The following is a 19,566-nucleotide window of genomic DNA, read 5'->3' as shown; positions in this document are numbered from 1 at the left end:
TTTTAAGCCCTTGTGTCAAAACCCATATTAAAGTCATTATATTCTTCTTGATTGTGAAATTTACTTTTAATTATATCGCTGATGAAAAAATTAGAGCTTAGAAGTCCTACTTTAACTAAGGCTTTTTTTAGTTCATGTGCTCTTTCATAAAGTTTTTTTCTAAAATTAGCATTTTCTATCATCATATTTATATCGATGTATTTATCATTACTTAGAGATAAAAATACATTGATTTTTCCTAATTTTTCAAATTCAAGATTAATTTGTGCATAAAATTTATCTTTTTTACCGCGTTTAAAAACTACATTAGATTTTTCTAAATCATCCCAAAAAAAAGGTAAAAAAGTATGAATGCTATTATTGGCTAAAGATAAAAGTTGATTAAACTCAAGCTGAGCTATAAGACGATTTGTTTGATTTAGTATGCTTTCATTGTCTAAATTTTTGGCTAGATTAGAAACTTGTAAAAGAGTGGATTTAATATCTTTTTGTAATTCTGAAGAAATTTCTGTGCTATCTTTTTGGGTGATTTTTCCAAGATCTTTTATAGAAAGTTCTAATTTTTTTTCTATATTTTTTATATCATCTAAAGAATTTTTTGCCTCATAATTTTTAGGATCTAAAGCTTTTAAAACTTCATTGAGTTTTCTTCCTATTAAGCCTAGTTCTTTGTTTAGATTGTTTAAAAGCTCTTCTTGTAAATTTTGGCTAAAATTAAGATTTTTGCTTACATTTTGTTTGAAAATATCTTCTAGTAAAATTTTACCCGAAGTGCTTTTAAATATATCCTCTAACTTAGTATTATTTGTTTGTAAATTTTGACTTTTGCTATCATTTTTGCTTAAATCTTCAGTATTTTTTTGTGGTGTTTTTGGCTCTTCTTTGGGATTTTCTTTGATATCTTTACTTTGTGGTATTTTTTCTTCTTTTGTGTTTTGAATTTCTTTATCTTTTGCTATGCTTTCTTGTTTTTGTTGAGTTTCTTTTTTATCCTCTGTGCTTTTTTGTGGAGTTTTTATTTCTTCTTTTAACTCTTCTTTGATGTCTTTAGTGTGTGGAGTTTTATTTAAATTTTCTTGTGTTGTTTCGGTTTTGTTTTTGTGATTTTTTATATCTTTTAAAAGTATTATAAAATCTTTTATATTTTGGCTAAGCTCTTTTAGTATATGAGTGTTTTGAATTTTTATGTTTTCGGGTTTAGCTAGTTCTTTGTTGATAAGTGTTAAATTTTTATTAAGATTTTTGATAAAATTATCCGCAATATTTTGGAGTTTTTCTTGACTAATAGAACTTGGGTTTTTATTGATATAATTTTTAAAATTTTCTATTTTATCAAATAGCTTAAAAAGTGTTTTGTAGTTTGTATTTTCTAAAGAAATTTTATTATCTTTTTTGTAATTTTGTAAGATGTGAATAAGTTCTTTTAAGGTGCTTGTAGTATCAAGATTTTTAAGATCTAAATTACTTATATCGTGTTTTAAATTTTCACTTGTAGCGCCTTTTATAGTACTTAAAAGATTAAAAAAACTCTGTGGTAAATTTTGTTCTTTTAAAGAATGATTGAGCTTTGCTTCTAAAAATATGCCTGAATTTTTCACTAAAGATGAAAGATTTTTATTATTAATATCTTTAGCAGGCTTGACTAAATCTTCTAGAATTTTAAGCAGTTTTTCAAATTCAGGATTTTTTGAAAGCTCTGCTTGAAGTTTTTTTACTTCATTGGCAAAATTAGGTGCAAAATTTAAATCTTTATGATTTTTTAATACTGCCAAATCAGGATCTTTATTGGTTTTGATTTGATCTAAAAGTTTATTAAGTAATTCTTGTAGTTTTTGATCAATTTTGCTAATATAATCTTTGGGTAATTTAACTTCAGAATCGCTTTTGGAAAATAAAGGATTTTTTAACGCTTCATTGAGCGAGGTTTTTTTGTCTGATTTTTCACTTTTATTTTCTTTATTTGTTTCATTTTTTGCAAACTGATTTTGATTATTAGAGATATTAGTTATCATCTAGCATTACCATATTACCAGGTTTTCTTTTAAATTTGGTAAGTTTTTTAAATTTTGGTTTATCGATGGCAAATAGTATCAAAATACTTAATAAAACTATATAAAAATACATAAAGCCATAAGCTTGAAAATAATACATCAAAGTTCCCAAAACTGCAGGCGCGAATAAAGCACCAAAAGAATAGGTAAAAAGAACTGCTCTGCCAAGTTCAACTCTTTTGCTAGGATTGTCAAGCATATCATTTGCTCTTGCTAAAGAAAGAGCGTATAAACAACACATACCCATGCCTAGCAAAAATCCAAAAAAGTATTTTAGATAAATATTATATTCTAAAAGTAGTATGCAAAGCATAGCGCTTAAAGCAATAAAAGCACACAATATAATGGCAAATTTTCTACTAATTTTATCAGAAAGAGTTCCGATATAAAGTTGCGAAATAAAGCCACCTACCATAGTAGAGAAAATAAAAATAGAAGCTTCTTTTGCGCCAAATCCTTGTATAAGCACAAATAAAGAAGCCATGGAAAAAAAGCCATTTAAAAGCATGCCTGCTATAAAACTTGTTACTAAGGCTAAAGGCACTATATCAAAAACCTTAGGAATGGAAATTTTTGTTTTTTGTGGCAAAATAGGCTCTTTAATGCGGATTAAAAATAAAGGAATAGAAGCAAACATAATAAAACTAGCACTTAAAATAAATACTGTATTACTTGGAAAGTCAAAAGACATAAGTAAAATTCCAAAACCTGATGATGAGTAAAATACAACCTCATAAAAGGCTATCACTCTTGAGCGAATAGTGTTTTTTGCTTTTTCATTAAGCCATGATTCTATTACCATTAAAAGCGCATAATAGCAAAAACCTAGCAAAAATCTTAAAAACATCCAAAAATAAAGATTAGAATTTAAGCTATGAAGCATGGTGGCTATACCAAAAATAATAGCAAAAATTCCAAATGATCTTATATGTCCTACTTTAGAAACTATTCTATGGGCACTAATTGTACTTACCATAGCACCAAGAAAATAACAACTTCCTATTACGCCTATATAAAAATTACTAACATTATTATGCTTTAAAATAATAGCTATGGAATTTACTGTTAAAGCACTTCCTATGAAAACAAAAATCATACCAAGAAATAATGCTGTTAGTGATCTAATCGTTCTTTTTGAGCTTAACATTTTCTTATTAAAAAATTATATATTAATACCGCTATGGGTGTGACAAACATTGCACAAAACAAGGCAAAAATACTCATTAAACCTTGAAACTCTAAAAATAAAAATCCTGCTATTAAAAACACATAAGCAAAAATTTTAAATAAAGAAAAAAAAGCTAACGCGTTTTTAAAAATACTTTTAAATTTTGGTTTTAAATCGTCATCTATATAGATAAATTTTATAATTTTTGGCAAAGAATATTGTTTTTTAGCAAAAATTTGTAAAGGTCTTTGCATAAAATCATAATTTTTAGCTGCTTTAAAAATAAAATTTTTATAATTTAAAAAAGATATTAGAATGATTAAATTTTGAGCTAAAAAGCCAAATTCAAAGCTTATAAAGGTTTTAAAGCTTAATTCTTTGTAAAAAAAAACTCCTGCTAAGAAAAGTAAATTTAATCCTAGCAAGAGTTTTAATAAAATTTTAGGCTTTAGGATCATTTTTTAAATCTTTATAGCGATTTTCTTCTTTAAATTCTTCGTAACTTTTTACTTGTGCTTTATAGGCTTTGTAAACATTTAAAATCGCCGCAGCTACTCCTATAAACACTCCTACCCAAAAAAGCCAAACAATGCCGGTTAAGTTTTTAAAAAAATAGCCTATGCCAACTCCGATTAAAACAGCTACAACCATGGATATACCAAGGCTTAATCCATCTGCAGCTTCTATACCTTTGCGAATGATTTTTTGTCTTTTATTCATAATGCTTTAAAACTTTCTTGTGCTGCTTGTATAGTTTTATCAATGATTTTTTTATCCATACATTCACATATAAAACCTGTTTCAAATTGAGATGGTGCTAAATATACACCTTTGCTTAGCATCTGCGCATGAAATTTGGCAAATAATTTAGTATCTGATTTTAAAGCGTCTTTATAATTATTAACAGGGTTTTCACAAAAGAAAAATCCAAACATAGAACCAACGCAATTAACTTGCAAAGGAATTTTGCAATCATTTGCAGCTTCTTTAAAGCCTTGAGTAAGTCTTTTGCCTAGTTTTTCTAATTTTTCATATAAGCCTTCATAATTTCTTGCTTTTTTTAAGCTCGCATAACCTGCAGCCATAGCAAGAGGATTGCCACTTAGTGTTCCTGCTTGATATACCCCGCCCAAAGGACTTAATAAATCCATGATTTCAGCTCTTGCAGCAAAAGCAGCTGCAGGAATACCTCCGCCTATAACCTTACCAAAAGTTACTATGTCAGCTTTTATATTATTAATCCCAAAAGAGCCAAGATATGAAGCTCTAAAGCCACTCATAACTTCATCAAAAATTAAAAGAATTTGATGCTCATCACATAGTTTTCTTAACTCTTGTAAAAATTCTATTTTAGCAGGCACTAAACCCATATTTCCTGCAATTGGCTCTATGATGATACAAGCTATATTATCATCATTATTGATTAAGTTTTTAACACTATCAATATCATTATAAACGGCTACTAGAGTATTTTTAGCTACATCGGTTAAAACTCCTAGTGAGCTTGGGGTGTTAAAAGTAGCTGCACCGCTTCCAGCGCTTACTAATAAAGAATCAGAATGCCCATGATAACATCCTTCAAATTTGATGATTTTATCTTTTTTACTAAATCCTCTTGCAAGACGAATAGCACTCATAGTAGCTTCAGTGCCACTACTTACAAAACGGATTTTATCCAAATGTGGCCAATCTTTTAAGATAAATTTGGCCAATTTAGTTTCAGCTAAAGTTGGCGCACCAAAGCTCGAGCCATGCTCTAATGCTTTTTTACAAGCTTTTTCAATATCCTCATCACAATGTCCAAAAAGTAAAGGTCCCCAACTTTGCACATAATCTATATAAGTATTTTCTTCTATGTCGCTAATATAAGCACCTTTGCCTTGTTTGATAAATAAAGGATTGCTACCTACGCTTGCAAAAGCACGCACTGGAGAATCTACCCCACCTGCTATATACTCAGAAGCTTCCTCAAAGGCTTTTTTATTGTTTTTCATTTTTACTCCTTTTATTGCTAGTAATATAATCATAAAGTGATTTTATTTCATCTTCTGTTAGCGAGTAAGTTGGCATAATGCTTTTTGCCTCTTGAGGTTGATTTAGAATTTTTCTAAAACGCGTATAAGGAGTGTTTTTAATACTTGGCACAATAAAAGGAATTTTTTCTCCATTTTTAGTGTAATAACCTAGTATTTGTTGACCTCCATCGCCATGACATTTAGCACAACTTATGCCTCTTGGATTTTTGTAAAGGGACTCTTGGTATTCTTTAGGAGAGATAAAATCTTCAGCCCAAGCACCATAAATTATAAAAAATAAAAATAATACAATTTTCATTCATTGCCTTTAACAAAAAAAGAAGTTTTGTTATGATACAATTTTTTAAGTTAAAGAAAGCTATAAAATTTAAGGAAAGAAATGACACTTTTAGATGGTAAAAAGCTAAGTGATAAGTTAAAAGAAAATTTAAAACAAGAAGTATTAGAACTTAAAGCTCAAAGTATAGAGCCTTGTTTGGCTGTAATTTTAGTAGGCGAGGATCCTGCTAGTGCTACTTATGTGGGTTCTAAAGCAAAAGCTTGCGAGCAATGTGAAATTAAGTCTTTAGTTTATAAACTTGATGTAAATACAACTCAAAATGAGCTTTTGGCTTTGATTAATACTTTAAATCATGATGATAGTATAGATGGAATTTTAGTTCAACTTCCATTGCCATTGCATATTAATAAAGATATAATCTTAGAAAGTATTAACTTTAATAAAGATGTAGACGGCTTTCACCCCTTTAATGTCGGAAATTTAAATCTTAATTTAAAAGGTGGTTTTTTACCATGTACACCTTTAGGCGTTATGAAAATTTTAGAACATTATGATATAAAATTACAAGGAGCTAGTGTAGTTGTAATAGGAGCTTCAAATATAGTAGGCCGTCCTATGGCTACTCTTTTGTTAAATGCTAATGCTAGTGTGAGTATTTGTCACATTTATACAAAAGATTTAAAAGCTTATACAAAAAATGCTGATATTGTTATCGTAGCAGCAGGTTGTCCAAATCTTTTAAAAGAAGATATGGTTAAAGAAGGTGTGGTGGTAATTGATGTTGGGATTAATAGAGTTGATGGAAAAATAGTAGGCGATGTCGATTTTGAAAATGTTAGTAGAAAAGCTAGTTATATCACTCCTGTACCAGGTGGAGTAGGGCCTATGACTATTGCCATGCTTTTAGAAAATACTATAAAATCAGCTAAAAATAGGATAAAAAAATGAAATTTTTGAAGAAAATTTATAAATTTACACAATCTTGGACGGGAACTTTAGTAGTTGTTTTATTGATTATATTTTTCTTTATACAAGCTTTTACTATACCAAGCGGTTCTATGAAAAATACTTTATTAGTAGGGGATTTTTTATTTGTAAAAAAATTTTCTTATGGTATTCCAACTCCGCATATTCCTTGGGTGGAAATTCCTGTTTTACCTGATTTTAATAAAAATGGACATTTAGTAAGTGGTGAAGGTCCTAAAAGAGGGGATATTGTGGTATTTAGATATCCGCATGAGCCAAAAATCCACTATGTAAAAAGATGTGTGGCCAAAGGCGGAGATGAAGTAGTTTTTGCAAATAAAACCTTATATGTGCGTATGGTTGAGGGTGATGAATATATGAAAGATTATTATCCTAATAAAACAAAAATCATAGGCGGAAGACTTTTTGTAAAAGAGCCTTTTGTAGAAAAAGGGATACATTATGATTCTAGAGTGGATATAGACAGTGTATTTTTTCGCTATTTAAATTTGGGACAATTTGCTATGAAGCCTGCTTCTTTTGATGAATTAGGTGCTAATAATATTTATGGTTTTAATGCTTATTATTATAAAGTACCTGAAAATGAATATTTTATGATGGGCGATAACCGTGATCATTCTAGCGATAGTCGATTTTGGGGAAGTGTAGATTATAAATATATAGTTGGGCAACCTTGGTTTATTTATTTTTCATGGGATGAAAATAAAAAAGTTAGATGGGAAAGAGTAGGGCGTTTAGTTGAAACTATAGAAAAAGATGAACGCTTTATTCATCATAATGAAAGCGACATAGAAGCTTTAGAATAATTACCCAAAGAAACAAATAAAAATAGTTTGTGTAGAAAATGTATAGTTTCTACACAAAATTTTTTAAAAATATACAATCTTGATTTTACTCGTAGAATTTTTTAAGCTCCAAGTTGTAACAATTACAAAAATTAAAATTAGTATAAGATAAAAGGATAGAAAATGCTAAGCCAAAGATCTCAAAATTTAGGAGAATCCTTAACTTTAGTAATGACTGATATAGCCAAAACTTTAAAAGCAAATGGTGAGAAAGTTATTAGTTTTTCGGCAGGTGAGCCTGATTTTGATACTCCAGAAATCATTAAAAAAGCAGCAATTGAAGCTATTGAAAAAGGTTGTGGAGCTTATACGCCAGTTGTGGGTATAAAAGAAGTTATAGAGGCTATACAATATAAATTTAAAAATGATAATAGTTTAGATTATAAAACAAGTGAAATCATTACCAATGTTGGTGCTAAACATTCTTTGTTTATGGCGATTGAGTGTTTAGTTGAAGAAGGTGATGAGGTTATTATTCCAAGTCCTTATTGGGTGAGTTATCCTGAAATGGTAAAATTTGCAGGCGCAACTCCTGTGTTTATAGAAGGTGAAGCAAAAAATGGATTTAAAATCACCCCAGAACAATTAAAACAAGCTATTACTTCAAAAACTAAGGTTTTGATGTTTAATTCTCCATCAAATCCTACAGGAGCTATATATTCTAAAGAAGAAATAAGTGCTTTAGCTAAGGTTTTAGAAGGAACTAAAATAGTAGTTTTAAGTGATGAAATTTACGAAAAATTAGTTTATGATGGAGAATTTTGTGCTTTTGCGCAAGTTAGTGAAGATGCTTTAAATAGAACTGTAAGTATTAATGGTCTTAGCAAATGTGGTGCTATGCCAGGGTGGCGTTTTGGATACATGGCAAGTAAAATGAGCGAGTTTAATAATGCTGTTAAAAAACTACAAGGGCAAAGTACATCAAATATTTGTTCAATCATCCAACACGCAGCTTTACCAGCCTTACTTGGAAAAGCAGATAATGATATTGAAATGATGAGACAAGCCTTTTTAAAGCGTAGAGAATTAGCTTGTGAAATTTTAGCCAAAAGCGATAAGTTAAAATTAGAACAAATTCCACAAGGAGCTTTTTATTTATTTATATCTTGTAAAGAAGCTGATAATGATTCTATGAGATTTTGTAAAAGACTGCTAGAAGAGCAAAAAGTAGCTTTGGTGCCAGGTATTGGTTTTGGCATGGAAGGGTATTTTAGGCTCTCTTATGCAACTAATGAAAAAGATATTATTGAAGGTTGTGAAAAAATCGTTGAATTTGTAAAAAACTACTAATTTCTTAAGCCTGTTAAAAACAGGCTTTCTTTCAAAAAAACTTATAAGCAAGTCTTTGGTATGATTATGCAAAAAATATAGGAAAAATAATGGAATTTGAAGTTCAATATAAAAGCGCAAATGCTAGAGCTTGTCGTATAAAAACTACACATAGTGAAATTTTAACTCCTATTTTTATGCCCGTTGGAACTTTGGCTGCGATTAAAAGTTTAGATGCTGTTGATATGAGTGAGATTTTAAATGCAAAAATTATTTTAGCAAATACTTATCATTTGTATCTAAGGCCTGGTTCTAAAGTGATTAAGCAAATGGGTGGCCTGCACGGTTTTAGTAAATTTGAAGGCTCTTTTTTAACAGATAGTGGAGGTTTTCAAGCTTTTTCTTTAAGTAAAAATTCAAAACCTGATGAAAAAGGTATTCAATTTAAAAGTCATATCGATGGAAGTTTGCACTATTTTACCCCGCAAAGTGTTTTAGATGCGCAATATGATTTTAATTCAGATATTATGATGATTTTAGATGATTTAGTGGCCTTACCTGCAAGTAAAGAAAGGATAGAACTTTCTCTAAAACGCACTATAAAATGGGCAAAAGAAGCTATTGATTATCATAAGTTAAAACAAAGTCAAGGTGTGGGAATAGGGCAAAATATCTTTGGTATTATCCAAGGTGGGACTGATTTTGAAGCTAGAAAAATTTGCTCTCAAGCACTTTGCGAGATGGATTTTGATGGACTTGCTATAGGTGGATTAAGCGTGGGAGAAGAAAATGAGGCTATGTATGATACGGTTGAAGCTATGATGCCTTATGTGGATAACAATCGCCCTAGATATTTAATGGGAGTTGGCACGCCTGAAGATTTAGTAGAAAATGTAGCAAGAGGTGTGGATATGTTTGATTGTGTGATGCCAACAAGAAATGCAAGAAATGGTACTTTATTTACTAGCTTTGGAAAATTTAATATCAAAAAAGCAGAATTTATCACTGATCATGCTCCTATAGACGGCAAATGTTCTTGCTATACATGTAAGAATTTTTCAAGGGCCTATTTAAATCATTTATTTAAAGCCAAAGAATTAACCTTTTTTAGACTTGCAAGTATTCATAATTTACATTATTATTTAAATTTGGTCAAGCAAATGCGTGAAGCTATTATTAAAGATGAATTTGAAAATTTTAGAAAAGAATTTTATAGGCAAAGAATGTGTTAAATGATGTTTTAAAACAAATTATTAGCAATATTAATATATCAAATGCTTATTATGAATTTGATGATTTTGATATTTTCACTCTAGATATAACTAAAAATTCTAAAAGTGTATTTGTTTTTAAAGAAAATCAAATTTTTGAGTATAAAGATGAAAATTTGATTTTATTTTCTAATACGGAATTTATAGCTATATTAAAAGAAATTTTGCAAAATGAAAAAGAAAAAAATAATACCATTAACCTTTCTATAGAAAAAAGAGAGGAGTTGATTTTAGAAAATAAAAAAGTAAAGAATTTCTTGACAAAATATTTTATATTAAAAGTCAAGCTTAGTAAAAGTTATAACATGGTTTCTTCTGTTTTAGAGGCTTGTAAAATTTGTCATAGTAAGCATCATTTTATAAAGAAAAGTTTAAAAACAATTATTTTAAATTTAGCTGTTTTGGAAAAAAATATTAAAGAAAATATATCAAGATTAGAAGGGATTTACACTTATATTAATACCGCAAGAAATGAAAAAATAAATAAAAATATTTACTTTTTAAGTATTATGTCTGCAATTTTTTTACCTTTAAATTTAATCGTTGGATTTTTTGGTATGAATACCAAAAATTTATTTTTATCTGAAAATGAATACGGAACTTACTATATTTTAGCTGTGATTTTAACGATATTTTTTATTTTATTTTTATGGTATCAATTTAAAGATAAAAAAGAATTGGATTTGGATGAATTTTCTGTAAAAAAGAAGTAAGTGGTACGCCCAAGAGGATTCGAACCTCTGACCTTTTGAACCGCAATCAAATGCTCTATCCAGCTGAGCTATGGGCGCAAAAATAAAGAGTAATTTTATCAAAAAATTCTTAAAATTAGCAAAAATAAATATTTTTATAGAATTTTTATATTTTTATGCTAATCTTCTTTTTAATATTTTAGCTTAAGGCAAAGTCATGATACATAAGATTTTAATAGCCAATAGAGGTGAGATTGCAGTAAGGGTGATCCGTGCTTGTAGAGATTTGCATATACAAAGTGTTGCTGTTTATACTGAACCTGATTATGAGTGTTTGCATGTAAAAGTTGCTGATGAAGCATATAGAATAGGAACTGATGCCATAAGAGGGTATTTAGATGGTAAAAGAATAGTTGAGATTGCTAAAGCTTGTGGAGCTGATGCTATACATCCTGGATATGGTTTTTTAAGTGAAAATTATGAATTTGCAAAAGAATGCGAAGAAGCAGGGATTATCTTTATAGGTCCAAAATCAGATGTTATCCGTAAAATGGGTAATAAAAACATAGCAAGATATTTAATGAAAAAAAATGGAATCCCTGTAGTTCCAGGTACTGAAAAATTAAATCATTGCACATTAGAAGAAATCAAACTCCAAGCTTTAAAAATAGGCTATCCTGTAATTTTAAAAGCTAGTGGTGGTGGCGGCGGTAGAGGCATACGCGTAGTACATAAAGAAGAGGATTTGGAAAAATCTTTTGAAGCATGCAAAAGAGAAGCACTAAGTTTTTTTAAAAATGATGAAGTTTTTATGGAAAAATATGTTATTAATCCAAGGCATATTGAATTTCAAATTTTAGCAGATAATTATGGTAATATCATTCATCTTTGTGAAAGAGATTGCTCAATACAAAGAAGACATCAAAAAATCATTGAAATAGCACCTTGCCCAAGTATTTCAGAAAAACTAAGAAAAACCATAGGAGTTACTGCAGTAGCTGCTGCAAAAGCTGTAGGTTATACAAATGTTGGGACGGTTGAGTTTTTACTTGATGATTATAATAGATTTTATTTTATGGAAATGAATACAAGAATTCAAGTAGAACACCCAATTACTGAAGAAATTACGGGGATTGACCTTATTACAAGACAAATTCGTATAGCAAATGGGGAAATTTTAGATCTTGAGCAAAGCGATATAAAACCAAGAGGTTTCGCGATAGAAGCTAGGATTACAGCAGAAAATGTATGGAAAAATTTCATTCCAAGTCCAGGCAAAATTACAGAGTATTTTCCAGCTTTAGGGCCATCTGTGAGAGTGGATAGTCATTTATATAAAGACTATACTGTACCACCTTATTATGATTCTTTACTTGCAAAATTAATTGTTAAGGGTTCAAGTTATGATAGTGCAGTTAATAGACTTGAGAGAGCTTTGAAAGAATTTGTGATTGATGATATTAGAACAACTGTTCCATTTTTGATTGCAATTACCAAAATAAGAGAATTTAGAAGAGGGTATTTTGATACTTCTTTCATAGAAACACATATGGAAGAGCTTTTGGAAAAGACAGAAGATAGACACCAAGAAAATAAAGAAGAAGTAATTGCTGCTATAGCTGCAGCCTTACAAAAGATAAAAGAAAGTAGGCAATCATGAGTTTTTTAGATGAATTAAAAGATATAAAAAAAGCACTCCAAAAAGAACAAGGTCAAACAAAAAAAGAAAAGGTTAAAGCGAGTAAAAGCGGAGTTAGTATGAAAAATACTGACTTAGATGCTATACAAAAAGACTTAGCTAAGCAAAATGAAGATAAAAAGCAAGAACAAGAATTTGAAGATATGTTTTTAAAAGAAGAGCGTTTAGCTAATGAATTTATGGAATTTGTAAAAAATAGTGATATTAAAAAGATCTAATGAATAATATTATTGGTTTTTGTACTTTAGAAGAAGAATGTCCTTATCTTGAAAATAGATATTGTAGAAATGAGTATAATTATATATCTTTTATTAACAAAGCACAAAATCAAGAATTAGTTTCAAGAGGTTGGCGTCGCTTTGGTTCATATTTTTCAAGACCAATATGTAATGATTGTAATGAATGTCAAAATTTGCGTATTTTGGTAGAAAATTTCCATTTTAGCAAAAGCTATCGTAGGGTTTTAAAAAAAAATATAGCTACTAAAATAATCTTACAAAAACCTTCTTTAAGTGATGAGCATTTATTGCTTTATGAAAAATACCACCATTATCAAAAAGATAAAAGAAATTGGAAAATTTATGATTTAAATTTTAGAAAATATTACAATCTTTATGTAGATAATGCAGGTACTTTTGGATATGAACTTGATTTTTATATAGATAATAAGTTAGTTTGTGTTGATTTGATTGATATTTTAGAAGATGGAATTTCTAGTATATATTGTTTTTATGATCCTGATTTTTCACATCTAAGTCTTGGAAAATACTCGCTTTTAACAGAAATCAAGCTTGCACAATTAAAAAAATTAAAATATATTTATTTAGGATATTTTGTAAAAGGGTGTCAATCTTTATCGTATAAAGCCGATTATAGTCCAAATGAAATTTTAAAACACACTAGTGCTTTAGATGAACAGGCATTTTTGTGGAGTTAGGTTTATAGAGAGGATTTTATGCAAGTAGTGCAAACTTTAGAATCTGTTAGTGTTAATACTGATGATTTTTTAATGTTTAAATATTTTCAAGATCTTATCCGTAAAAATTTTTCTAAAGTTATAGGTAATAAAAATAAAACCCTATCTTTTTTTGTGGAAAATGAAATTCCTCAAAGAAGATATTTTTTAAAACTTGTTAATCACAAGTATAAAAAAAATACTGGAAACCAAATCGATAATCTTGCTTTTGCGCATTATAAGACCTTTAAATTAAATCTTGCTCAAGCAAATACTTTAAAGCCTGTAATCTTTGCTAAAATAGGTTTTGCACAAAAAAATATCTTAATAACTTTAAGTTCTAATGAAAAAATGTTTGCTGTATATTTAGAGCAATATTTTAAAGATCATAAAAGCATGTATGATGAGAAAAATTGTATTTTTTCAGTAGAATACAAAGATGATAATACTTTAAATCTTTTAGAAATTTTAGCAAGCGTAAATGAGCATTTAAAATATTGTGTGGATTTTACAATCAATGAAACTCAGCTTTTAGAATTTAGAAATAAAATGAAAAATAAAGCCAATACTAATTGGAAATTTAATGCTTTGGCTAAACTTTTTGAGAATTATTTCCAAACTTTAGGATGTAATTCTAGTGATGATTTTGCTACTATTAGACAAAATTATCTTAATTTAGTTAAAATTTATCATCCTGATCGCCATCAAGGTAAAAGCAAAATCGAACAAGCTTATTGTCGTGAGGAATTTGAAAAAATTCAGCTTGCTTATGAGAGTTTAAAATCTTTATATAAAAACAATACATAATCTCCAAATAACATCATTTTAAGTTGCAATTTATTAAAATTAATTTTTATAAAATTCTAGGAAGAAATTTTGGTTGCTGATAGAAAATTATTTTTTTTAAGTTGCATTCTAATAACTATAGGGATACTTTTTTCATATTCTTTAAGTGCTTTTACTGTGCTTTATTTAGAATATAATGAATTTCATTTTTTTATCAGACAGCTTTTTTTTGGACTTAGTGGTATAGCTATTATTTATTTTGTTTCAAGATTAAATCCTGATAGTAAAATGGCACATTATTTAATGATAAGTGTTTTGTTAATCTCTTTTTTATTTATACTTATTTTGCCTTTTTTACCTACCTTTCTTGCTACTGCAGCAGGTGGTGCTAAAAGGTGGATCAGGCTTGGTCCTTTATCTATTTCTCCTGTTGAATTTTTTAAGATAGGTTTGATTTATTTCCTTGCTTGGTCTTATACAAGAAGAATTGATGATAGCAAAAAAGCAATCAAACACGAAGTTTTAATTTTAATTCCTTATTTTATTTTAGCTGCTTTTGTTATTGGCTATATTTATATGACACAAAATGATTTAGGCCAAAGTGTTATCTCTTTTTTCTTGGTTTTTGCTTTAGCATTTTTTGCAGGAGCTAGTAAAAGACTTTTTGCTTTTGGCGTGGTTATTGTTGGAATGATTGGGGTTTTGGTGATTTTAAGTAATCAAAGAAGAATTCAGCGTATTTCTGCTTGGTGGGGAAATATCCAAGATGCGTTTTTACCTTTTTTTCCTGATTGGCTAGCAAGTGCTTTAAGAGTAAGCCATAACTCAGAACCTTATCAAATTTCACATAGTTTAAATGCTATAGCTCATGGTGGATTTTTTGGAGAAGGGTTGGGTCTTGGAACTTTCAAATTGGGATTTTTAAGTGAGGTGCATACGGATTTTGTTTTATCAGGGATTACTGAGGAAATAGGATTGTTGGGATTGAGCATTATATGTTTGATTTATTTGATGGTTATACTTAGAATTTTTAGAATTGCTGGGCGCTGTGAAAATAAGGTCCATTTTTTATTTTGTTCAGGTGTAGCTTTACTTTTATTATTTTCATTTTTTATGAATGCTTTTGGAATTATTTCTTTAACTCCATTAAAAGGAGTTGCTGTGCCACTTTTAAGTTATGGTGGCAGTTCTATGTGGTCTATTTGTCTTGGAATAGGTTATGTTTTAATGATTAGTAAGAAGGTAAAAATTTAAACTCATTAATTAAAATATATAAAAATTAACTTAAATAAAAAATATTCTATAACAACTCTTTACAAAAAACTTTTTTCTGCTATAATTATGCTCACATTTATTATAAAGGAGGCGGATATGAAGAAATACAGGCGTTTAAACACATTATAATCATTTATCAATTTTATTTTAATTTTAACAAAGGAAAAAAATGAAAAAAATATTATATGTTGTTTTAGCGTTATTTGGTATATTAGCTTTAGGTGCTTGTTCAAGCGATAAAAATCAAGCTAGTGCTTCTGGTGAAAAAGTTTATAAAGTAGGTATAGCTGCAAATTATCCTCCTTTTGATTTTATTAAAGATGCAAAAATTACCGGCTTTGATGTTGATTTATTGGAAGAAATTGCTAAAAGAGAAAATTTAAAACTTGAATGGGTAAATATGAGTTTTGATGGTTTAATTCCTGCCTTAAAAGCTGGAAAGATTGATATGATAGCTTCTGCTATGAGTTCAACTCCTCAAAGATTAGCAAGTATGGATTTTAGTGATACTTATTTCAATACTAAAAATTTATATTTAAAATTAAAAACAGATTCTAGTATTAGCGATAAACAAAGTTTGGAAGGTAAAAAAATAGGTGTTCAACTTGGAACTATTCAAGAAAGTGCTGCTAAGACTATTCCAAATGCTCAAGTGGTTGCAAGTGAAGAAATGTTAGCAGCAATTTTAGCTTTAAAAGCTGGCAAAGTAGATGCAGTTTTAACGGATAAAGATATTGGTAAAGGTTATTTAAAAACTAATGAAGAGCTAGAAGCATTTTTAGAAGAAAATGATGGAAGTTCAGGGTTTTGTATAGCTTTTGATAAAGGAAAACAAAGTGAGCTTGTTCAAAAAATTAATGCAGGCTTAGAAAAAGTTAAAGCTGATGGTACTTACCAAAAAATTGTAGAAAAATACGATTTACAATAATTAACTTAAAGCCTTGATACTTATATTCAAGGCTTTAAAAAAATATTCTATATCTTCTTTTGTATGCGTATAATGAAAACCCACTCTTAGCCAACCTGGTTTAGATTTTAATTCTTGATTGTCTTTTAGATTGAGTAAATCATGTCCATAAGGTCCTGCACAAGCACAACCTGCTCTTGTTTCTATCTTATAAGTTTTACTTAGTTTATAAGCTAAATCAAAAGGAGAAATTCCTTCTATATTAAAAGCAAAAATAGGTAATCTATTAGTGATATTTTTTGCATATAAGATCATTTTTGGAAAATTTGTACATTGTTTGAAAAAATATTCACAAAGTTCTTTTTCTTTTTTTTCTATATTTTTTAAACCTATTTCATTGCGTATTTTAAAAGCCAAACTTGCTCTAATAAGTTGAATAATTCCAGGTGTGCCACCTTCTTCTAAATTTTCAACTTCGCATAAATATTGTTGAGATGTTCTTGAAACATAGCCCACAGTTCCACCTGCTGCAAAGCTAGGGGTATTGCCACATAGATTTTTTTTGATAACAAGTAAGCCACAAGATCCTACACCTCCAAGTAGTTTATGAGAGCTAATAAACACTGCATCGTAAAATTTAGGATCTAAATTAGCATAAGGAGCTAAAGTGGAAATATCAAAAGCAACTATACCGTTGTGTTGTTTGATTAAAGTGTAAATTTTTTTATAATCACTTAAAATTCCTGTAACATTAGAAGCTGCATTAAAGCTTGCTATGATTTGTCTGTTTTTGGATTTTTGTAATAATCTTTCTAAAAAATTAAAATCTAATTCTCCATTTTTATCTAAGGGCACTCGAACGCATTCACACAAAGCTTCTCTAAATGAAAGTTCATTAGAATGGTGTTCATAGGGTCCAACTATAACCAAAGGTAAGGTATTTTTGTCTGTATTTTTAAAATATTTTTCTTTAATAAGTGGTGGTATATATAGACCTAAAAGTTCTTGAAATTTTTTTATAGCTGCTGAAGATCCATTCCCACAAGCTATAAGAGCAAAACTATCATCTAATTCAAGGTATTTTTTTAAATTTATTCTTGCGTTTTCATAATGCTGTTGTGTGATAAAAGAATTTAAAGAGCTATCTGAATGTGTATTTGCATAGGTAGTAAGAATTTTTTTAATTTCTTTTTCTATGCTTTTTAGTGCTAAAGCGCTAGCTGTAAAATCAAAATAATATATTCCTTTTTTTAAAATAATATCTTGTTTTAGTTTTTCAGTATCCAAAAAAAATCCTCTAATTTTTTGTTAAAATTATAACATACAAAATATTTATTTTAAGGATGTGATTATAAAATTTGGTGATTTTTCAAAACGCTGTGAAACTTTGGAGCTTGAAAGTATTTTTGATTTTTATAGTATTTTTGATGAGTTTGAATTTGATTTGAAATTAAGTTTATATGAAAATATCTTAAATGTTTTTATTTTGAAAGCCTTTGATGTTTTAGCTTCTTTAAATTTAGATGAGAATGCTTTAAAAGCTTTGAGTGTTTTAAGTAAAAACGATAGAAAACGCTATTCTATTAATAAATCTATTCCGCATTTTCAGGCTCTAGGACTTATTAATAAACTTTTAGAGAAAAATATTTTGATCTTAGAAAAAAGTCAAGAAAAGCCAATTATAAAAAACAAAAGACAGAAAGTTAAAAAAGAATTACGCTCTTATAATATACAAGATAAGGTTGTTTTTAAAAATCAAGGATTAAGATTTTTCTTTTATTTTATATATCCTAAACTTAATTTAATCGCGATGAAAAAATATAATGAATTAATAGAACTTATCCAAGAAAATTTGGAAAAATACCAAAGTTTTACTTTTGAACTTTTATGTAAAGAATTTTTAGCAAAAAAACTTAAAGTGGATCAAGTGTATAGTTTTTGGAATTATTATCATGAAATAGACTTGTATTATCATGAAAACAATTTTTGTGTTTTAGGTGAAGTTAAATTTAAAGAAAGAAAAATATGTAAAAATGTTTTAAATATTTTAAAAAGTAAAGCAAAACAGTTGCAAATTCAACCTAATTTATATGTGCTTTTTTCAAAGAGTGGCTTTAGTAAAGAGCTTATTTTAAATAAGGAGCGTAATTTGCTTTTATATACTTTAGAAGATTTTCAATTTTTAATTAAGGATTAAGTGTGGATGAGAATATTTTAAAAAGTTTAGATTCTAGTGAAAAAGAAAACTTACAACAAGGATTAAAAGCCTTAATAGAGCAAACCTATGTTATAGAAAATGAATATAAGCAACTTAATGAAAACTACACTGCATTAAGACAAATGGTAAGTGAGATTATAGAGGTTTTGCCTATGGCTTTGTGGATTTTAGACGCAAATAAAAATATTATTTTGCAAAACAACCTAGCTACACAAAAGCCAAAGCTTTTAGAATGCATTGATCTTGATAAAACACATTATGAGCTTGAGTTTGATCATAAATTTTATTTAATCAAAATCACTTCTCATACTGATAAACTTATAGTAAATGCAACAGATATTAGTGATGAAAAAAGAAACGAAAGGTTAGCTAGTATGGGAACAGTTGCAGCACACCTAGCGCATGAAATACGCAATCCCATAGGTTCTATTTCTTTATTAAGCTCTACTTTGTTTGAAAGAAGTGAGTTAAAAAATAAGCATATAGTTTTAGAAATCCAAAAAGCAATTTCAAGAGTAGAGCGTATTGTAAATTCTACTTTACTTTTTACAAAAGGAGTACATGTTAATTTAAATGAGTTTAATTTACAGGAGTTACAAGATGAGTGTGAGCAAGCTATTGGAGCTTATAATTATCTAGCTAATATCGATTTTAAATTTGAATTTTTAGATTTAAAAATCAATGCAGATAAATCTTTACTTGCTTTAGTTTTGCAAAATTTACTTTATAATGCCATAGATGCTATTGAAGAAAGCGAAAATGATGATGGTTATATAAAGGTTAAGTGCGAACAAAAAGAAGATAGGGTTTTTATTAAAGTTTATGATAATGGTGTAAGTATCAAAGATAAAAAAATGGTTTTTGAGGCTTTTAAAACAACTAAATTAAAAGGTAATGGTTTAGGTCTTTCTTTATCAAAACAAATTATTGATGCGCATAATGGAGTTTTAGGTTTTGATGAAAATCCAAAATGTTTTTTTATAGAGCTTAAAATTTAAGCTCTATAAAATAAATTTTTTCTTAAAATAATAAAAATATTTGTCCTCATAGCTCAGCTGGATAGAGCGCAGAATTCCTAATTCTGAGGTCGCAAGTTCAAACCTTGCTGGGGACACCATTTCAAGGAA

Annotated in this window: 20 protein-coding genes and 2 tRNA genes; 14 read left to right on the top strand and 8 right to left on the bottom strand. The window is 28.5% G+C overall.

Annotation, left to right across the window (positions count from 1 at the left end):
• Positions 1-2: 2 nt before the first annotated feature.
• Genes L8Y18_RS01820 through L8Y18_RS01795 form a run of 6 tightly spaced genes read right to left on the bottom strand, consistent with a single transcriptional unit; the run spans position 3 to position 5,553 of the window.
• A complete protein-coding gene (locus L8Y18_RS01820; RefSeq protein ID WP_263676152.1) occupies positions 3-2,012 on the bottom strand; it encodes a flagellar hook-length control protein FliK in 2,010 nt (669 codons plus the stop codon).
• Positions 2,002-3,198 (bottom strand): MFS transporter, encoded by a 1,197-nt coding sequence (locus L8Y18_RS01815; protein ID WP_133319290.1) that lies wholly within the window; start codon positions 3,196-3,198, stop codon positions 2,002-2,004. The genes L8Y18_RS01820 and L8Y18_RS01815 overlap by 11 nt, the downstream gene beginning before the upstream one ends.
• Positions 3,192-3,677: a hypothetical protein gene (locus L8Y18_RS01810; RefSeq protein WP_263664733.1), complete on the bottom strand. Its 486-nt coding sequence runs from the start codon at positions 3,675-3,677 to the stop codon at positions 3,192-3,194. Before L8Y18_RS01810 ends, L8Y18_RS01815 begins: the two co-directional genes overlap by 7 nt.
• On the bottom strand, positions 3,661-3,939 hold the full coding sequence (locus tag L8Y18_RS01805; RefSeq protein WP_263676151.1) for an AtpZ/AtpI family protein: 279 nt from the start codon (positions 3,937-3,939) through the stop codon (positions 3,661-3,663). The genes L8Y18_RS01810 and L8Y18_RS01805 overlap by 17 nt, the downstream gene beginning before the upstream one ends.
• Complete coding sequence (gene hemL / locus L8Y18_RS01800; protein WP_263676150.1) at positions 3,936-5,213, bottom strand: glutamate-1-semialdehyde 2,1-aminomutase; 1,278 nt, start codon at positions 5,211-5,213, stop codon at positions 3,936-3,938. Before hemL ends, L8Y18_RS01805 begins: the two co-directional genes overlap by 4 nt.
• Positions 5,200-5,553 (bottom strand): c-type cytochrome, encoded by a 354-nt coding sequence (locus tag L8Y18_RS01795; protein ID WP_263659360.1) that lies wholly within the window; start codon positions 5,551-5,553, stop codon positions 5,200-5,202. Before L8Y18_RS01795 ends, hemL begins: the two co-directional genes overlap by 14 nt.
• An 81-nt stretch (positions 5,554-5,634) precedes the next feature.
• Here L8Y18_RS01795 and folD point away from each other — a divergent pair, with 81 nt between their 5' ends.
• The 5 genes from folD (at position 5,635) to L8Y18_RS01770 (ending at position 10,620) form a co-directional block, all read left to right on the top strand.
• Positions 5,635-6,483 (top strand): bifunctional methylenetetrahydrofolate dehydrogenase/methenyltetrahydrofolate cyclohydrolase FolD, encoded by an 849-nt coding sequence (folD, locus tag L8Y18_RS01790; RefSeq protein WP_263676149.1) that lies wholly within the window; start codon positions 5,635-5,637, stop codon positions 6,481-6,483.
• Positions 6,480-7,328 (top strand): signal peptidase I, encoded by an 849-nt coding sequence (lepB, locus tag L8Y18_RS01785; protein ID WP_220566758.1) that lies wholly within the window; start codon positions 6,480-6,482, stop codon positions 7,326-7,328. Before folD ends, lepB begins: the two co-directional genes overlap by 4 nt.
• A 162-nt stretch (positions 7,329-7,490) precedes the next feature.
• The gene (locus L8Y18_RS01780; protein WP_263676148.1) at positions 7,491-8,657 is read left to right on the top strand and encodes a pyridoxal phosphate-dependent aminotransferase; all 1,167 of its coding nucleotides are present in this window, start codon (positions 7,491-7,493) and stop codon (positions 8,655-8,657) included.
• 89 nt (positions 8,658-8,746) lie between these two features.
• Positions 8,747-9,868: a tRNA guanosine(34) transglycosylase Tgt gene (tgt, locus tag L8Y18_RS01775; RefSeq protein WP_220566759.1), complete on the top strand. Its 1,122-nt coding sequence runs from the start codon at positions 8,747-8,749 to the stop codon at positions 9,866-9,868.
• A complete protein-coding gene (locus L8Y18_RS01770; RefSeq protein ID WP_220566760.1) occupies positions 9,862-10,620 on the top strand; it encodes a CorA family divalent cation transporter in 759 nt (252 codons plus the stop codon). Before tgt ends, L8Y18_RS01770 begins: the two co-directional genes overlap by 7 nt.
• 1 nt (position 10,621) lies before the next feature.
• Here the strand turns inward: L8Y18_RS01770 and L8Y18_RS01765 are convergent.
• A tRNA-Arg gene (locus tag L8Y18_RS01765) sits at positions 10,622-10,698 on the bottom strand.
• A 118-nt stretch (positions 10,699-10,816) separates the two neighbouring features.
• Here L8Y18_RS01765 and L8Y18_RS01760 point away from each other — a divergent pair.
• The 6 genes from L8Y18_RS01760 to L8Y18_RS01735 all read left to right on the top strand — a co-directional run bounded on the left by L8Y18_RS01760 (position 10,817) and on the right by L8Y18_RS01735 (position 16,242).
• Positions 10,817-12,259 carry an acetyl-CoA carboxylase subunit A gene (locus L8Y18_RS01760; protein WP_220566761.1) on the top strand — a complete coding sequence of 481 codons (1,443 nt, stop codon included), beginning with the start codon at positions 10,817-10,819 and terminating at the stop codon, positions 12,257-12,259.
• Positions 12,256-12,516, top strand: coding sequence for a hypothetical protein (locus L8Y18_RS01755; RefSeq protein ID WP_012661304.1), 261 nt, complete (start codon positions 12,256-12,258; stop codon positions 12,514-12,516). The genes L8Y18_RS01760 and L8Y18_RS01755 overlap by 4 nt, the downstream gene beginning before the upstream one ends.
• Complete coding sequence (locus L8Y18_RS01750) at positions 12,516-13,235, top strand: arginyltransferase (protein ID WP_133319279.1); 720 nt, start codon at positions 12,516-12,518, stop codon at positions 13,233-13,235. Before L8Y18_RS01755 ends, L8Y18_RS01750 begins: the two co-directional genes overlap by 1 nt.
• Positions 13,236-13,253: 18 nt before the next feature.
• Complete coding sequence (locus L8Y18_RS01745) at positions 13,254-14,060, top strand: adenylosuccinate lyase (protein WP_133319278.1); 807 nt, start codon at positions 13,254-13,256, stop codon at positions 14,058-14,060.
• Positions 14,061-14,129: 69 nt separating this feature from the next.
• Positions 14,130-15,293: a putative lipid II flippase FtsW gene (gene ftsW / locus L8Y18_RS01740; RefSeq protein ID WP_220566762.1), complete on the top strand. Its 1,164-nt coding sequence runs from the start codon at positions 14,130-14,132 to the stop codon at positions 15,291-15,293.
• 190 nt (positions 15,294-15,483) lie between these two features.
• Positions 15,484-16,242, top strand: coding sequence for a basic amino acid ABC transporter substrate-binding protein (locus L8Y18_RS01735; protein ID WP_133319276.1), 759 nt, complete (start codon positions 15,484-15,486; stop codon positions 16,240-16,242).
• Here L8Y18_RS01735 and L8Y18_RS01730 read toward each other — a convergent pair whose 3' ends face one another.
• Positions 16,243-17,508 carry an aminotransferase class V-fold PLP-dependent enzyme gene (locus tag L8Y18_RS01730; RefSeq protein ID WP_263676147.1) on the bottom strand — a complete coding sequence of 422 codons (1,266 nt, stop codon included), beginning with the start codon at positions 17,506-17,508 and terminating at the stop codon, positions 16,243-16,245. It lies immediately after the preceding gene.
• Positions 17,509-17,566: 58 nt separating this feature from the next.
• Here L8Y18_RS01730 and L8Y18_RS01725 point away from each other — a divergent pair, with 58 nt between their 5' ends.
• From L8Y18_RS01725 to L8Y18_RS01715, 3 genes are all read left to right on the top strand, one after another.
• Complete coding sequence (locus tag L8Y18_RS01725; RefSeq protein ID WP_263676146.1) at positions 17,567-18,418, top strand: DUF234 domain-containing protein; 852 nt, start codon at positions 17,567-17,569, stop codon at positions 18,416-18,418.
• Between the two features lie 2 nt (positions 18,419-18,420).
• Positions 18,421-19,437, top strand: coding sequence for a sensor histidine kinase (locus tag L8Y18_RS01720; RefSeq protein ID WP_263659366.1), 1,017 nt, complete (start codon positions 18,421-18,423; stop codon positions 19,435-19,437).
• A 42-nt stretch (positions 19,438-19,479) separates the two neighbouring features.
• Positions 19,480-19,556: transfer RNA gene (locus L8Y18_RS01715), tRNA-Arg, on the top strand.
• Positions 19,557-19,566 lie beyond the last annotated feature (10 nt).

It is taken from the genome of Campylobacter sp. CNRCH_2007_0968H (assembly GCF_025773245.1).
GTDB classification, from domain to species: domain Bacteria; phylum Campylobacterota; class Campylobacteria; order Campylobacterales; family Campylobacteraceae; genus Campylobacter_D; species Campylobacter_D lari_D.
The sequence above is the reverse complement of the archived record's forward strand: the minus strand, read 5'-3'. Positions and strand labels throughout refer to the sequence as shown.

Coding starts and splice junctions, on each gene's coding strand:
- L8Y18_RS01805 (WP_263676151.1), bottom strand. CDS start 3,939: ATGAATAAAAGACAAAAAATCATTCGCAAAGGTATAGAAGCTGCAGAT.
- tgt (WP_220566759.1), top strand. CDS start 8,747: ATGGAATTTGAAGTTCAATATAAAAGCGCAAATGCTAGAGCTTGTCGT.
- L8Y18_RS01810 (WP_263664733.1), bottom strand. CDS start 3,677: ATGATCCTAAAGCCTAAAATTTTATTAAAACTCTTGCTAGGATTAAAT.
- L8Y18_RS01745 (WP_133319278.1), top strand. CDS start 13,254: ATGCAAGTAGTGCAAACTTTAGAATCTGTTAGTGTTAATACTGATGAT.
- hemL (WP_263676150.1), bottom strand. CDS start 5,213: ATGAAAAACAATAAAAAAGCCTTTGAGGAAGCTTCTGAGTATATAGCA.
- L8Y18_RS01815 (WP_133319290.1), bottom strand. CDS start 3,198: ATGTTAAGCTCAAAAAGAACGATTAGATCACTAACAGCATTATTTCTT.
- L8Y18_RS01750 (WP_133319279.1), top strand. CDS start 12,516: ATGAATAATATTATTGGTTTTTGTACTTTAGAAGAAGAATGTCCTTAT.
- L8Y18_RS01820 (WP_263676152.1), bottom strand. CDS start 2,012: ATGATAACTAATATCTCTAATAATCAAAATCAGTTTGCAAAAAATGAA.
- L8Y18_RS01735 (WP_133319276.1), top strand. CDS start 15,484: ATGAAAAAAATATTATATGTTGTTTTAGCGTTATTTGGTATATTAGCT.
- folD (WP_263676149.1), top strand. CDS start 5,635: ATGACACTTTTAGATGGTAAAAAGCTAAGTGATAAGTTAAAAGAAAAT.
- L8Y18_RS01755 (WP_012661304.1), top strand. CDS start 12,256: ATGAGTTTTTTAGATGAATTAAAAGATATAAAAAAAGCACTCCAAAAA.
- L8Y18_RS01795 (WP_263659360.1), bottom strand. CDS start 5,553: ATGAAAATTGTATTATTTTTATTTTTTATAATTTATGGTGCTTGGGCT.
- L8Y18_RS01780 (WP_263676148.1), top strand. CDS start 7,491: ATGCTAAGCCAAAGATCTCAAAATTTAGGAGAATCCTTAACTTTAGTA.
- L8Y18_RS01760 (WP_220566761.1), top strand. CDS start 10,817: ATGATACATAAGATTTTAATAGCCAATAGAGGTGAGATTGCAGTAAGG.
- lepB (WP_220566758.1), top strand. CDS start 6,480: ATGAAATTTTTGAAGAAAATTTATAAATTTACACAATCTTGGACGGGA.